The 13,764-nt window shown below is 56.4% G+C and carries 15 protein-coding genes; 7 read left to right on the plus strand and 8 right to left on the minus strand.

The genetic code is table 11. From position 1 onward, the window contains the following. The first annotated feature begins 157 nt into the window (after positions 1-157). The 6 genes from HQL76_10380 (at position 158) to HQL76_10405 (ending at position 5,111) form a co-directional block, all read left to right on the plus strand. Entirely contained in the window at positions 158-961 is an 804-nt protein-coding gene (locus tag HQL76_10380) for a 1,4-dihydroxy-6-naphthoate synthase (GenBank protein MBF0109570.1), read from the plus strand. Beyond that, positions 958-1,641 carry a hypothetical protein gene (locus HQL76_10385; protein MBF0109571.1) on the plus strand — a complete coding sequence of 228 codons (684 nt, stop codon included), beginning with the start codon at positions 958-960 and terminating at the stop codon, positions 1,639-1,641. Before HQL76_10380 ends, HQL76_10385 begins: the two co-directional genes overlap by 4 nt. Then, positions 1,614-2,660 (plus strand): CofH family radical SAM protein, encoded by a 1,047-nt coding sequence (locus tag HQL76_10390; protein MBF0109572.1) that lies wholly within the window; start codon positions 1,614-1,616, stop codon positions 2,658-2,660. Before HQL76_10385 ends, HQL76_10390 begins: the two co-directional genes overlap by 28 nt. Further along, the gene (locus tag HQL76_10395) at positions 2,657-3,199 is read left to right on the plus strand and encodes a hypothetical protein (GenBank protein MBF0109573.1); all 543 of its coding nucleotides are present in this window, start codon (positions 2,657-2,659) and stop codon (positions 3,197-3,199) included. Before HQL76_10390 ends, HQL76_10395 begins: the two co-directional genes overlap by 4 nt. Positions 3,200-3,330: 131 nt before the next feature. Beyond that, on the plus strand, positions 3,331-4,014 hold the full coding sequence (locus HQL76_10400; GenBank protein ID MBF0109574.1) for a hypothetical protein: 684 nt from the start codon (positions 3,331-3,333) through the stop codon (positions 4,012-4,014). Positions 4,015-4,022: 8 nt separating this feature from the next. Next, the gene (locus HQL76_10405) at positions 4,023-5,111 is read left to right on the plus strand and encodes a CofH family radical SAM protein (protein ID MBF0109575.1); all 1,089 of its coding nucleotides are present in this window, start codon (positions 4,023-4,025) and stop codon (positions 5,109-5,111) included. Positions 5,112-5,133: 22 nt separating this feature from the next. On the opposite strand, the gene tgt is transcribed toward HQL76_10405, so the two are convergent. The 5 genes from tgt to HQL76_10430 are packed head-to-tail and all read right to left on the minus strand — an operon-like array spanning position 5,134 to position 9,520. Continuing rightward, the gene (tgt, locus tag HQL76_10410) at positions 5,134-6,267 is read right to left on the minus strand and encodes a tRNA guanosine(34) transglycosylase Tgt (protein ID MBF0109576.1); all 1,134 of its coding nucleotides are present in this window, start codon (positions 6,265-6,267) and stop codon (positions 5,134-5,136) included. Positions 6,268-6,323: 56 nt separating this feature from the next. Next, positions 6,324-7,391: a tRNA preQ1(34) S-adenosylmethionine ribosyltransferase-isomerase QueA gene (queA, locus tag HQL76_10415; protein ID MBF0109577.1), complete on the minus strand. Its 1,068-nt coding sequence runs from the start codon at positions 7,389-7,391 to the stop codon at positions 6,324-6,326. A gap of 33 nt (positions 7,392-7,424) precedes the next feature. After that, positions 7,425-8,228 carry a metal ABC transporter permease gene (locus HQL76_10420; protein ID MBF0109578.1) on the minus strand — a complete coding sequence of 268 codons (804 nt, stop codon included), beginning with the start codon at positions 8,226-8,228 and terminating at the stop codon, positions 7,425-7,427. A gap of 57 nt (positions 8,229-8,285) precedes the next feature. Then, on the minus strand, positions 8,286-9,023 hold the full coding sequence (locus HQL76_10425) for a metal ABC transporter ATP-binding protein (GenBank protein ID MBF0109579.1): 738 nt from the start codon (positions 9,021-9,023) through the stop codon (positions 8,286-8,288). Then, positions 9,020-9,520 carry a transcriptional repressor gene (locus tag HQL76_10430; GenBank protein ID MBF0109580.1) on the minus strand — a complete coding sequence of 167 codons (501 nt, stop codon included), beginning with the start codon at positions 9,518-9,520 and terminating at the stop codon, positions 9,020-9,022. The genes HQL76_10425 and HQL76_10430 overlap by 4 nt, the downstream gene beginning before the upstream one ends. Before the next feature lie 167 nt (positions 9,521-9,687). Between HQL76_10430 and HQL76_10435 the strand changes: the two genes are divergently transcribed. Continuing rightward, positions 9,688-10,620, plus strand: coding sequence for a zinc ABC transporter substrate-binding protein (locus HQL76_10435; protein MBF0109581.1), 933 nt, complete (start codon positions 9,688-9,690; stop codon positions 10,618-10,620). 38 nt (positions 10,621-10,658) lie between these two features. Here HQL76_10435 and HQL76_10440 read toward each other — a convergent pair whose 3' ends face one another. From HQL76_10440 to HQL76_10450, 3 genes are read right to left on the minus strand one after another with little or no spacing between them, the layout of a single operon-like run. Continuing rightward, positions 10,659-11,666 (minus strand): DUF362 domain-containing protein, encoded by a 1,008-nt coding sequence (locus HQL76_10440; protein MBF0109582.1) that lies wholly within the window; start codon positions 11,664-11,666, stop codon positions 10,659-10,661. Then, complete coding sequence (locus HQL76_10445) at positions 11,663-12,646, minus strand: hypothetical protein (GenBank protein ID MBF0109583.1); 984 nt, start codon at positions 12,644-12,646, stop codon at positions 11,663-11,665. Before HQL76_10445 ends, HQL76_10440 begins: the two co-directional genes overlap by 4 nt. Then, complete coding sequence (locus HQL76_10450; protein MBF0109584.1) at positions 12,639-13,658, minus strand: Rpn family recombination-promoting nuclease/putative transposase; 1,020 nt, start codon at positions 13,656-13,658, stop codon at positions 12,639-12,641. Before HQL76_10450 ends, HQL76_10445 begins: the two co-directional genes overlap by 8 nt. Positions 13,659-13,764 lie beyond the last annotated feature (106 nt).

The raw sequence follows: 13,764 nt of genomic DNA on the forward strand, positions 1-13,764 counted from the left end.
GGCCGGATATATGGGTGCAACTCTTCCTTCACTATCGATGAAATTTCCTCTCGCATCTGCGGGGTGGACCATATATGGGGGATTGCCCCCAGGGTTTTGACTTTGTTTTTGACTTTGTTTTTTTTTCCACGCGCCATTTCACCAATCATCATCTTCCATGCACTTTTCCCTGGCGTTTTCTCCCTGTCCCAACGACACCTTTCTGTTCGGCGCCATTGCCCTGGGTCTGGTCCAGTATCCGGAGACGGACTGGAAGGTCCATCTGTTGGATATTGAAACATTGAATCGATCCGCACTCGATGGGTCTTTCGATGTCACCAAACTTTCGGTACACGCCTGGATGTCGGCACGGCATCAATACACACTTTTGCATATCGGCGGCGCCTTTACCGACAGCGAAGGACCGGTCGTGGTCGCCAACCGTCCATGCACCATACAAGACCTTGCCGGTCGGCGCCTGGTATTTCCGGGACGGTATACCACCGCCTATCTGTTGTACCGCATGCTGGTCCCAGGCGAGGGAGACCATCATTTCCTCCCCTACGACCGGATCGCCCCGGCAATCGCCTCGGGAGCATTCGATGCCGGGGTCATCATTCATGAAACCCGGTTTACCTTCGCCGACCACGGCCTCGAACACGTTCTGGACCTGGGTCGGTGGTGGCGGCAAGAAACCGGTCTGCCCCTTCCTTTGGGGTGTTGCGCCATCCGTTCCTCGTTGCATGCCGAATGGGGACATGCGGTGGAAACCCTCATGAAACAAAGCCTTTCCCTGGCCCGTCATGGAAGTTCCGACCTTGAGGACTACATGCGCCGGCATGCCTGTGAAATGGCCCCCGAGGTATTGGATCGTCATGTGCGACTTTTTGTCAACCGGTATACCGAGGATTTTGGCGACAGGGGTTGGATGGCGCTTTGTGAATTGGAGTCTCGGGCACATCGCGCGGGGTTGCTTTCATGAACCCCATGAACGTTGGCTGGATCTTTGCCGCCCGTTGGGAGGCTTCTCCTTTTCTGCGGCGAAAATCGGCCCTGAAAGTTGCCGACGCCCCATTTCCACTGTACCGCATGGAATCAGAAGAAGCCGTTTCCTGGGCCATTGTGACCGGAATGGGACCCGAGGCTGCCCGTGCGGGAACCTGGGCGTTGATCGAGAAATGCGAACCCCAGGGAATCGTCAATGCAGGTTTGGCTGGAGGATTGACGCCCGAGATGACGATCGGGTCGAAAATCAAGGTGACCCATGCCTCATTGATCGACACGGATCGACCCTTGTCACCTGTTTTCTGGTATGGTCGCGAGAATCCAGGGAAACCGGAGGCTTCCTTTGGTGCCGCCCGGAAGGAAAAAAGGTTGTTGACCGTCACGGAACCGGTGTTCGATACCCGTTTGCGAACAACGCTTTCCCAGTGGGGCGACCTGGTGGACATGGAAGGGGCGGCGATTGTCGCGGTCTGTCATGAAGCGGAAATTCCCTGCACCCTGATCAAACTGATCAGCGACCTGGCGGACGATGGCGCCAGGAAAGGGTTGCAGGAAAACATGAAAACCCATTGTCGTCTTCTGGCCGATCTCCTGGAACCCTTGTCCCCCGACGAACTGGAAATGAATCCATGGAAACCCATACATCCAACCGCCTGAATCGGACCGAAGCATGGACCCTGATCGTCCAATCCCGGGAAGACCACTGGTCCACCGTGGGGACGCTGGCCCACGGGCAACGCCTTGATCGTCATGGGAAAACAACGACCTACGTCCATAATCTGCATGTCAATCCTTCCAATATCTGCCATGCCGGATGCAAGGTGTGTCGGTTTGGCGTATCTCCCGGTTCCTCAAAGGGATATGTTCTTGGTTTACCGGAAATTCTTGACCGGGTAGCCGAGAGTGAACCGGATGAGGTTCATATTGTCGGTGGTTTGAACGACATGTGGAACCTTGCCCGTTCTCTGGAACTGGTCGGAGCTTTGCGACGGTGTCATCCGCGCATGACCATCAAGGGATTCACTGCGGTCGAGATCGACTGGTTCGCCCGGAACACGGAACTACCGGTAGCGGTGGTCCTGGAGCGGTTGCAAAAGGCAGGACTCGATGGTTTGCCGGGGGGCGGGGCGGAACTGTTTTCCGAGAACATACGTAAACAATTGTTCCCCAACAAAATATCATCGGAACGATGGCTCCAGATCCATGAGACGGCGCATCGTTTGGGCCTGTTCAGCAACGCGACCATGCTTTGTGGGCTGGGGGAAGGGTGGATGGAGCGGATCGATCATTTATTGGCGTTACGTGATCTTCAGGATCGGACGGGTGGATTCACGGCGTTCATTCCATTGACGAGACAGTTTTCCAATCCTGCCGATTCCCGGTCCTTATCTCCTTTGGAAAACCTGGCGATCATCGCCATGTCTCGTTTAATCTTGGACAATATTTCGCACATCAAGAGCTATTGGCCGATGATGGGGATTGAGACAGCGGCGGTGGGGTTGTCCTGGGGGGCGGATGACATGGACGGGGTCATTGGCCAGGAACGCATTGCCCACGCGGCGGGGGCCGATACCCCGGCGGGCCTGACACCAAAAGCGTTGAGGGCGATCATTCGCGGAGCGGGGTTTGATCCCGTGCGAAGGGATGGTCGGTTTCAATTGTTGAAAAATTATTGAAAAAAAAAAGGGGTCTGGGGGATTGCCCCCAGGGTTTTGTTTTTGACTTTGTTTTTCCACGCGCCATTTCACCCGAAGCGAATTTCCGCGGTTTTTGCGGAAATTCGCGCAGGCGCGCGCCCTTGTCCTGGTCTTTTCGCGGTTTTTGCGAAAAGACCAGGACACATTGCAAGTTTCCAGGCTGCACAACCAGCAGTGCGTTTGCCCTTCTTCGCAAAAACCGCGAAGAAGGGCAAACCAAGGCGCGCGCCTACGCAAGATTCCCGCAAAAACCACGCGGGAATCTTGCTTCGGGTGAAATGGCGCGTAAAAAACAAAATCAAAAACAAAATCAAAAACAAAATCAAAACCCTGGGGGCAATCCCCCAGACCCCTTTTTTCTTTCAATAATTAAACCCGGGGGTACCTGGGGAGTTACTCAAAATCAAAAACAAAGTCAAAAACAAAGTCAAAACCCTGGGGGCAATCCCCCAGACCCCTTTTTTCTTTCAATAATTAAACCCGGGGGGGTGCCTGGGCAGTTACCCTTTTTTCAATAATTTTTTCCCTGGAACACCATCATGCGTCTCGAACCCGCCATCGGAATCGTCCCCTATCTGAACATGCGTCCCTTTGTCCTGATCCCCCCCCCCCCCCCGGATGCCACCAGGTATTGCGGACACCGCAACAAATGATCCAGGAATTGTCACATGGTAAACTGATCGCGGGAGCGATTCCCGTTGGCGGATTACATCTTGTTCCTCAAGATAAATTTGAATTATTAAACTTTGGCCTGGCCGCTCGTGGCCCGGTACGGAGCGTCGCCCTCTTCTCCAGAATCGCCTTTGACGCATTTTCATCACAATCCACCGTTCGTATCACCACGGAATCGGTCTCTTCCGTCCGCCTCCTGTCACTCCTCTGGAAAATGCGAACACATCATCCCGGAATCCCCACCCTCGCCACCCCGGAAGATACCCCCGATGGCGAACTCCTCATCGGAAACGCCGCCCTCATCCGCCAACGACACGGAAACGATCAATTCATTACCGATCTGTCACAGCGCTGGTTCATCAATACCCAACTTCCATTCGTCTTCGCCCGCTGGGTCATGGCATCTACCATCAATCCACAACAGAAAAATGACATCCACTCCTGGCTGTCGGAAATCGACGCCCGACGCGAAGAACTGCTGCAACAAACCGCATACGAACCCAATAACCTCATGCCCCCACAGGAAATCCTCTCCTACCTGAAGCACATCTCCTGGAAACTCGGTCCGGAAGAGGAAGCAGGTCAACATCACTTTCTCAACACATGGAAACAATTGGGCAACGAACCCGTATTCCAGGAAAGAAGCTACAAAAATATATAAGGAACAATATGTTATCAAAAGAAAACACCACCCCACCGGAGAAACCGGTTGTTCCAGAGATCCATTCCCGAGAACGGCTCAACCGGACCCAGGCCCTGGAATTCTTGACCCGATCCCCCCTTGGCGAACTCATGCGCCAGGGATTGGCAATGCGAAAACACCTCCATCCCGGCAATGAAGTCACCTGGGTATTCGATACCAATCCCAACCATACCAATATCTGTCACACCCGGTGTTCCTTCTGCGCCTTCTGGCGTGATGAAAAGGACGGTTATCGCCTGACCACGGAAGAACTCATACAAAGATTGACCCCAGCTGTTTCCCAAGGGGCGACCACAGTACTGATTCAAGGGGGGCATGATCCCGCCCTGACCCTGGACGACTGGGTCGCCCTCATTCGGGCCATCGTTTATGCCTTCCCCCAGATCCATCTGCATCCGTTCAGCCCTCCCGAAATTCTGTTCATGGCCCAACAGGAGGAAACAACCGTCGAACATGTCCTGAAAACACTGTGGGATGAAGGCATTCGCACCATCCCCGGCGGCGGTGCGGAAATTCTTGCGGATTCCGTTCGACAACGAATCTCTCCCGCCAAATGCCGTGCCGATGAATGGCTCGACCTCATGGAATCGGCCCACGGAATGGGATTCAAGACGACCGCGACCATGATGTACGGTCACATCGAAACCGCCGAAGACATCGTGGATCACCTGTTGTCCCTCCGTTCCCTTCAAGAACGAACAGGCGGATTTTCATCATTCATCCCCTGGTCGTTCAAACCAGGCACAACCCCCCTGGGACGGCAGATCCGGCAACCAGCCCCGGCCATCGATTATCCACGCCTGATTGCGCTGGCGCGGCTGGTGCTGGATAACATTCCCCACATTCAAAGTTCATGGTTCAGCGAAAACATGCGTGCCGGGCAACTGGGCCTTCTGGCGGGGGCCGACGATTATGGCGGGTTGTTGTTCGAGGAAAACGTTCTTGACCAGGCAGGGCACGCCCCGAAAAACGATAAAAACCGAATTCTCGACAGCATCCGGGCCATGGGATTCCAACCGGTCCAACGGGATGGTTTCTACCGACCGATCAACTGAAACAAAAAATACCCGTCATGGATCAATATTCAGGCTTTTCCCCCGCCAGGGCACCATGAAACGCCCGTTGAAATGCGGTAAACCCCTTGCGACGGATGGCATCCTTCATGGCGCGGGTCAAATCGAGATAAAAATGAAGATTGTGCAACGTCATCAGGCGCATGCCCAGGATTTCGCGACCGATATACAGGTGTCGCAGATAGGCGCGACTGTAGTGGCGGCAGGCATCGCAACCACAACAAGGATCGATCGGTCCCGGATCGTCACGATTTTCGGCCCGCTTGATATTGAATGGTCCCTTCCGGGTAAACAACTGTCCATTGCGTGCATTCCGGGTCGGCAACACGCAATCGAACATGTCCACGCCAAGCGCCACGGCATCGACGATGTCTTCCGGTTTGCCCACCCCCATGAGATAACGGGGTTTTTCGCTGGGCAACAATTGTGGGGCATAGGACAGGACCGCCATCATCGTCGCCCGTGACTCCCCTACCGACAACCCCCCGATGGCATATCCGTCGAACCCCAGATCCACCAGTCCCGCCGCCGATTCACGCCGCAACGACTCATCGCTGCCCCCCTGCATGATGCCAAACAGGGCACGATCCGATTTTTCCGGATCGCGGGCCGACTTGCACCGTGCGCCCCACCGCAATGACAGAGCCATGGCCGCGGCCACCCGCTCCCGCGGGGCATCGCCCGCAGGACATTCATCCAACTGCATCATGATGTCGGACCCGAGAGTTTCCTGCACCCGGATCGCCTCCTCGGGACTCAGGAAATGCCTTGAACCATCGATATGGGAGTGAAACAAGGCCCCCTCTTCGCTGATACGGCACAGAGGCCCGAGACTGAATACCTGATAGCCGCCCGAATCGGTCAGAATCGGCCGCTGCCAGTTCATGAACCGGTGCAAACCTCCCAGACGGGCAATGCGTTCGGCCCCAGGCCGCAAGAACAGATGGTAGGTATTGGCCAGGACGATCCTGGCCCCCAGGTTCTCCAGTTCCCCCGGAGTCATCGCCTTGACCGTCGCCTGGGTCCCCACGGGCATGAAGATCGGGGTTTCGACGATTCCGTGGGCCGTGTGCAGCCGACCCAACCGGGCGCCGCAGGGATCGGTGGCAATGGATTCGAAAGAAAAAGGGGAACTCATCGGATTCCATGCACGATTCGAGGATGGGTCATGGTCATGGCACGTCTTCTTGTTTTTCAGGCCCGCTCGGGCCACACCAGTGATGCGTCGCCATAGGAATAGAATCGATAACCATGCGCCATGGCATGCGCATAATCACGGTCCAAACGGCCAAGCCCGGCAAAAGCCGCGACCAACAATAAAAGACTCGATCGTGGCAAATGAAAGTTGGTGATCAAACCATCGACGACATGGAACTCATCTCCCGGTTGGAGAAACAGGTTGGTCTCCCCCTGCCAGGGATGAAGCCCGCCCAGACGACGGCGGACACTCTCCAAGGTTCGCACCACGGTTGTCCCGACGGCGACCACCCTTCCCCCCCCCTTTTTGGTCTCCTCGATGGCCGCCACCGTCTCCAGCGAAAGACGGCACCATTCCGCATGAAGTGTTCGTCCCGAAATCGCTGTCCCGCGCAAAGGTTGAAAGGTTCCCAACCCCACATGCAACGTCGTCCATGCGCAACCGATGCCACGTTCCTTCAACGACTGGAACAATTCCGTGGTAAAATGCAACCCCGCCGTTGGCGCCGCCACCGCCCCGGCATGACGGGCAAAAACGGTCTGGTAGCGTTCGCGATCACCACGATCGGGATTCGGCGCGATATAGGGCGGCAACGGCACCTGGCCGTGGCGCTCCAATACCTCTTCAACCGACCGGCCAGGGTGATGCAGCAATACCCTGAAACCCGCCTCGGTCCGGTCCGTGACGACAACCTCGAAATCCGCGCCGACGATGACCCGTTGTCCCGATGAAATTTTCTTGTTGCTCTTGACCAATGCCTCCCAATGGCCCACCTCTTCCAGGGGACGCAGCAGAAAAACCTCCATGTGACCGCCGGTCGGCTTTTTTCCCGACAATCGGGCCGGAATGACCCGGGTATCGTTGAATACCAGAAGATCACCAGGATCGAGGAGAAGCGGCAGGTCGCGAACCATACGGTCCCCAACCCCCTCCCGATGACTCACCAGCAGACGGGCCGCATCCCTCGGGGATGCCGGCGTCTGGGCAATACGCTCCCGCGGAAGATCATAATCGAAGCGATCCAGATCCAACGGAGCGGAAAAATCAAACACGGATCGATCCATGGATCATGAACGCCACCTCCGTCACCATTGATTTCATGGATCGTTGACCTTGCGCAGCCGGGAATAAAGAAGACTCGACAGAAAAAGAACCATCGCCGACACCACGATGGACGGTCCGGAAGGGATATCCCAATGATAGGAGGCCGTCAAGCCGACAGATACCGCAACCACCCCGAACATGGCCCCGAACACCGCCATGGCTTCCGGAGTTCGAATCAAATTGCGTGCCGTGGCGGCGGGAATGATCAACATCGAGGTCACCAGAAGAACGCCGACGATTTTCATGGTCATGGCGATGACGATTGCGATCAGCAGCATGAAAACAAGTTGCACGCGATCCACCGCGATCCCTTCGGCACGGGCCAGGTCTTCGTGAACGGTGACAAGCAGCAAGGGATTCCAGATCCTGGCCAGGATCGCCAGGACAACCGCCCCCCCCACCAGGATGCCCACGACATCCGCCAGGGAAACCGCCAGAATGTCGCCAAAAAGGTATCCCATCAGATCGATCCGAACCCAGGTCATGAAGCCCAGGACCACCAATCCCAGGGACAAGGCGCCATGGGACAGGATTCCCAACAGGGTATCGCTCGCCAGTGTCCGTTGTCGTCGCAACAGATACAGAAGCACCGCGATGGTGCCACTCACCGCCACGACCCCGACGGTTGGATCCCCCTCCCCGATCATCAAGCCGGCAGCCACGCCCAGCAAGGCGCCATGGGACATGGTATCGCCAAAATAGGCCATCCGGCGCCAAACGACGAAACATCCCAAAGGTCCGCTCACCACCGCCACCCCCAGCCCCGCAAGCCAGGACAGCCACAGGATGTCCACCATCAAGACCAACCTTTCCCCGAAAACATCACCCACCCCCGCCACCGCGGATCCACGGTGTCAATGGTCGTTGCATCGGTGATGGTGGTGATACACCGCCAAGGCCCGGACAACCTGATCGCCAAAAAGTGCTCTGAATTGCGGATGGTTGCTGACCTGCTCCGGTTGCCCGGTGCAGCAGACATGATGGTTGAGACAGACCACCCGATCGGTCGCCCTCATGACGATATGCAAATCGTGCGACACCAGAAGAACCCCCCAACCAAAACGATCGCGCAACGTCCCGATCAGTTGATACAGTTCCATCTCTCCCGAATAATCGACCCCCTGGACCGGTTCATCCAGAATCAAGACATCCGGATTGCCCAACAACGCCCGAGCCAGAACCATCCGTTTGAATTCCCCTCCCGACAATCCATGGACCTGGGCATCGAACAAATGGGCGATTCCGGTCATGTCCAGGGTCTGACGAAGCGTCTCCTCCGAACGTTTTTCCACACCGAGCCTGAGAAACCGGGCCACGGTCAATGGCAGAACCGGATCGATGGGCATGTTCTGGGGCACATAACCCAGGCGAATCCCCGGTTTGCGCCAGATTCGCGACGCGGCGACCCCGCGAATCCCGAGAAGGACCTTGAGCAGGGTCGTCTTGCCCGCCCCATTCGGTCCGATGACCGTCACGATCTCTCCCGCATGAACTTCAAGATCGACCCGATCCAGCACCTTCCGCCCCCCAAGGATACAATCGACCCCACGCGCCGCGAGCAACAATTCACCCGTCGTCCTGATCGAGGTCATCCTTCCCCCCGCCGATTCCCCTGGGAACGGCACGCGCCGCAGGTCCCCTCCACTTCCACATTGACCGATTCCAACGCGAATCCCAGGTCCCGCGCCTCCCTGGGCAAGACACGGTCCAGGGTGCTCGATTCGGTTTCGCCGACCCAGCCACAATGGCGACAGATCCAAAATTGAATCCCCCGACCGTGCCCCGGTGCGACGCAGGCAACATAGGCGTTGCGGCTGGCAATGCGATGGACGAATCCCATATCCATCAAAAACTCCAAGGAACGATACACTGCCATCGGCGCCGGTCTCCTTCCCTCTGGCCCAACCATCCGTTCCAGGATGTCATAGGCCCCCAGACAGCGATGGCTTGCCGATAAAATGGTCAAGACCTCGCGTCTCTGGGGTGTCAGACGAACATTTTCCCGTTCACAAATCAAATCCGCCTGCCCCAGAATTTTTTCCCGGCAATGGTCATGGTCGTGCTCCAGGGATGGAAAAACCGATTGCATTCTCCGCTCCAGGCTCAATACAGGAAGATAACGGACTACCGAACAGAAAATTGACCTTCAATCAGTGATGATATATCATTAATTCGTGGAGGCCAAATCAATTTCCCGAATTCTTCAGGCCGTCGTTTTCTCAAGCCCTTGCCCGCGAAAACCCAATGGCTCGTTCCATGACGCTTCAATCCGGTCTGCTCGCCGTCTGGTTTTTGTTTCTGGCCATTTTTCCCCTGGAGGGGTGGGCGGGTCCGCGGGTCGTCGTCAGCATCAAGCCGATTCATTCCCTGGTCGCGGGTGTCATGAAGGGAACCGGTGAACCAGATTTATTGTTGCCGGGAATCGCCTCACCGCATGCGCACGCCCTCCGTCCCTCGGAAGCGGCCCTGTTGCGCCATGCCGACGTGGTGTTCTGGATTGGCCGGGATCTGGAGACCTTCCTGGTCAAGCCTTTGGCGCAACTGGCGACCAATGCCAAAGTCGTTGCTCTGCATCAAACCCCTGGCCTGGTCCTGCTACCCAATCGGGAAACCGTTGAACGTTTGGCAACCGATGAAACACCCGCGGTCGATGGAAACCACCACCCTGGCACATCGGACATGCATCTGTGGCTCGATCCGGTCAACGCCGTCGCCATGGTACGATGGATTGCGCAAACCCTCGAAGAAATCGATCCCCCCATGGCTGCCCGATACCGCGACAACGCCCTCGGGTTGGAAAAAAGGATCGAACGATCGACCGCCGACTTCCAAAAGCGGCTGTCACACGTACAAGGAAAACCGTTTCTCGTCTTTCACGATGCCTATCACTATTTCGAGAACCGGTTTGGTTTGACTTGCGCCGGCTTCATCAGCATCAATCCGGAACGTCCGATTTCCGCCCACCGCCTCAAGGAAATCCATACCCGGATCGTTCAGTCGGGAAGCCGATGTATTTTTGCGGAGCCGCAGTTCGAACCCGCCATCATCGACACCCTCCTTGCCAACCACGCCATCCGCAAAGGAACGCTCGATCCCCTGGGCAGCGACGGGCCGATGGGTGAAGAAGGTTGGTTCGTGCTGATGGAGCAACTTGTCACCCGCCTGAGCGAATGCCTGGACCGGCCCTGACCCCTGGACGACGGTCCCGTCTTCCCGATCAGGACCGGTCAGATCCGGGTTTCGACGAAGTTCAATTCGCGCCAGCGAACCGTTCCCAGCCCCCGTTTTTCCGCCACGGCGAGAAACGCCACCTGTTCCGGCTGCAATTCGAGAAATTTAAGACAATAACTGTCGAGGGCGACCTCATCGAGCGAGGCAATCAGGGTATCTTCCCGTGCCACATCCTCCAGGCTGCCGCCCGTCGGTCCATTGTGTTTCAATACCCGCACGGCATCCATGACCGTCAGAGTCGGTCGAACCGCCGCCGCCAGATCGGCAATGGAGGCATGAATATCCTGATGCAACTGGTTGCGCCGCCCCCCGAGAACACCATACCAATTTTTCATCGCCAACGTGCATCCACAGAGGGAATGATGTTTGACGATCGGAAGATTGATGACCTTGTCCACCTCATGAAACAAACGGTTGACCGGCCAGATGTTCAGGACGCGCCCCCCCATGTCGGTGGGGAGAAAGTCGTCCTTCCCCGGAAGAAACACCCGGGCGCCCGCCTGGTGGGCCGCCGCCTCGATCCCGGAGCGAAAAAAACAACGCCCTGGATCGTTGAGGGAAACATCGGTCACCCATACCGTTTGCGCCCCCGCCTCCCGACACAATCGGACCATCGCCCCCACCAGTTCGGGTCCGGTATTGGCCGCCTGCTCCGGCATCCGGTCCCAACCGACATTGGGTTTGAGCAGAACCCGATCACCCCTTTGAATGAACCGTCCCAGACCGCCAAGGGTGTCCAGGGCGGTTCGAAGCATCGTTTCCACCTCCTGCCCATGAACGATCGCCATCAGGGGAAACCTCTGGTCCGCGGCGATGCGAAAATCCTTCAATGTGGCAATCCGTTCCTCCGGATGGCGCACCGGTTGTTCTCCGTGCAACAACACCCCGCCACCAACCAGAGTCGCCGAAATTCCCACAAGGGTTCCCATGCGCCAAACAAACTGGCGCCGGCTGAATTCGGATTGAACCTTGACGATGGTCCGGCTTTTCCGGTGGCCACTCATGGCTTGAAAAATTTTTTCAACGCCCCCTCCAATGGAGAAAAGGCCATTCCGAACACCCCAAGCATCCGATATTCCCGTTCCACCAGAAACCAATCCCCTTCATAGGGATCATGGATCACCCTGTGGGGCAGGCCGCCATCCGCCACCATCGTGGTGGGAATTTTTTCCCGGGCCAGAAACTCCAGCAAGGCATTGTTGCGTTCCGCCAGCGACCGAGGTGTTCCTGTCAGGAGGAATGCCTGGAAAACAGTATCTTCCCGTTTGAATGTGCGTTCAAGAACATCGTCGAAAAATTCCAGGCCGTGATAGTTCTCCTTGATGAAACGGGTCGCGACCACCGTTCCCAGCTCGGGAAATCCGATCACCAGTTCGGAGGGTTCCGTTGTTTGCGCCAATCGTTCAGCCAGCTGTCTTGCCATCGCTTCCGTGGCCAGATCCGGTGCGAACGCGGTCACCTTGACGAACCATCTGCCCTGAATGAAATCAATCCCCTGCCCCATGTCGAACCCCATGGCGCCAACGGCCACTTCGCGGACGTTGGCCGGGATTTCACTCATGAGCATGCCAAAGGCGTGCAACGGCTGACCCATGTCATAGATATCGACGGTCAGACGCGGCGATTTTTCCTCACCCCGAAAACCATATTCCGCCACGATCAATCCTTTGAAACCCGCGCTCAGGTAGGCCTCGGCATGGCCATTGACATAATCGGACAGGTTGTCCTTGTCAAACTGTCGCAGGGCGCCCTGCCGAAACAAAGGCGGCATCTCCGAAGGAATCCAGGAAAGATCACGATTCCCGCTTCCGGTCCCTCCCGATGAAGCAAGGTCAAGCACGTCGGGATCATAGCGTTGCCCATCCCGCCAGATCAAAAAAGCAAGGAAAGGCAGCACAAGAAGCAATGCCCACCGGATCAAGGGGTGGGGCTCTTTGGCAACCACCTTGGTGGCATCGTTTCCGGAAGTTGAAATTTCATGCACCAAAGACATCCCCCAGAGACCGGGCATCCAACACCCGATCGGTCCAGATGATAAGTTCTTCCAACGTTCCCTGTTGCAACTTTTCCTCCACCGCTGCGGTCAAGACCGGACCAAATTTATGGACCAGCAGGCGTCTCAGGGTCATGACCGCGCCCTCGTGACGCCCCTCCTGACGCCCCTCCTGACGCCCCTCCTGACGCCCTTTCCTTTCACCGGCGAGCAGTCCTTTTTTCAACCATTCCGGCTTTTCCCGAGCAATGATCTCCCGGGCAAACTTCGACATCATCTTTTCCTCCTCCTCCGGGTGAACCCACCGGATCATCTGGCGTACCGCCTGATCGTCAAAGGTGACAAACGTTTCGACAATATAACGAACGATCAGATGGAATTCCTCCATCGTCGTGTTCTTCAATGATTCGACAAGGGCGCCAATGACATTTCCTTGTAATTGATCCCGGGTTGCGTATTTGGCCGCCAACAACCAGGCATCAAGACCTGGTTTCCGTGACAGCAAACGATCCTCGATGGTACCAAGATCCATGACGTGAAATCGAAAATCGAGAAGATACGGCTTCCACCCTTCTTCCGCATCCACCAGGGAGATAAAATCCTTGGGAATTTTCCATTCCGTGGCGCCATGGTAAAATACAAACGGAATGATGGCCGGAAGACGCTCCCATGAAACCTGCTGCCTTTCCCATTGTTTCAGGGCTTCCACCAGGTACCGCAGCAACTGCCATCCAATTTTCGGCGCCGGCTGGCTTTTGTGTTCGATCAGCACGTACAGCAAGGCGACGAATCCTCCACGAGTCCGCACCTGGAACAGGCGATCACTCAGGTGGGAACGCAAGTGTTCATCGATGAAGGATCCTGAAACAAGTGTTGGCGCCTCGGAAGAAAGATGCCTCACAATCTCCGGTGGCAGTCGTTCATGCAACAATGCCTTTGCCCGCTCCGGATCGGAAAGCATGATTTTCAGAAATTGATCATGGGGACGCGATTTTTTGCTCATCGCCCATCCTTCATGACTGCCGAGTTCCGTATTGCCCCAAGGGACATCGCACGCTCCAAGGAAAAATCAAGACTCATCAAGGCACTGTGACGCTCCCCCTTCAGGA

The sequence above is a fragment of the Magnetococcales bacterium genome (assembly GCA_015228815.1).
Classification (GTDB): Bacteria; Pseudomonadota; Magnetococcia; order Magnetococcales; family UBA8363; genus UBA8363.